The 1058-nt window shown below is 63.2% G+C and carries 1 protein-coding gene; it reads left to right on the forward strand.

Going from position 1 to position 1058, the window contains the following annotated elements:
• Positions 1 to 166 precede the first annotated feature (166 nt).
• Complete coding sequence (locus tag FWJ25_RS20565) at positions 167 to 865, forward strand: Photosystem I reaction center subunit III (RefSeq protein WP_149601853.1); 699 nt, start codon at positions 167 to 169, stop codon at positions 863 to 865.
• The last annotated feature ends 193 nt before the right edge of the window (positions 866 to 1058 follow it).

The raw sequence follows: 1058 nt of genomic DNA on the forward strand, positions 1-1058 counted from the left end.
CTTGTTTCTCCGCTTTGCAAGATGTCGTCCCCGAGCAAGCGCCGCGAGATGGACCTTATGAAGCTGCCGCGTTTCTTTCCGATCCCAAAGCTCCCGCACACCCTGCCTGATCCCTCCCAATAAGCTCCCCAGCTCCACGCCGGACGCAGCAGCAGCAGCAGTAGAGATGGCCGCCCTCGCCGCCKCCTCCACGGCCGCCTTCGCCGCSAAGCCGCGCCTCCCACSCGCGCGCCTCACCGTGGCCTGCTCCGCCACCGGCGGCGACGGCAACGGCAGCAGCAGCAGCGTGTCGCTCGCRTCCTCCGTGAAGACGTTCTCSGCCGCGCTGGCKCTGTCGTCGGTGCTTCTCTCCTCGGCCGCCACCTCCCCTCCSCCCGCGGCCGCCGACATCGCGGGGCTGACCCCGTGCAAGGAGTCCAAGGCGTTCGCSAAGCGCGAGAAGAACTCGATCAAGAAGCTCACCGCGTCGCTSAAGAAGTACGCGCCCGACAGCGCCCCSGCSCTCGCCATCAACGCCACCATCGAGAAGACCAAGCGCCGGTTCGAGAACTACGGCAAGTTCGGGCTGCTGTGCGGCGCCGACGGCCTGCCGCACCTCATCGTCAGCGGCGACCAGCGGCACTGGGGCGAGTTCGTCACCCCGGGCCTGCTCTTCCTCTACATCGCCGGSTGGATCGGGTGGGTCGGCAGGAGCTACCTCATCGCCRTCAGCGGCGAGAAGAAGCCCGCCATGAGGGAGATCATCATCGACGTCGAGCTCGCCACCCGCCTCCTCCCCAGGGGGTTCATCTGGCCCGTCGCSGCCTACCGCGMGCTCATCAAYGGRGACCTCGTCGTCGACGACAARGACATCGGCTACTACTAGCTGCTGCACCTGTGCTTGCACATCGCTGCTGGCGAGTTGGGCAGTCGTACGTGGAAAACCTGGCTTTTGGTGTAGGAGGAAGGAATGGAAGTGGTCTGTTGTACTTAAAGAAACTAGATGAAGAAGTCTTGTATAACTGAAATTTACCTCTCTTGTGTGTGATGTATTCACCTTCGTCTTGAAAATTCTTGAG

Source organism: Marinobacter salinexigens (assembly GCF_008370345.1).
Classification (GTDB): Bacteria; Pseudomonadota; Gammaproteobacteria; order Pseudomonadales; family Oleiphilaceae; genus Marinobacter; species Marinobacter salinexigens.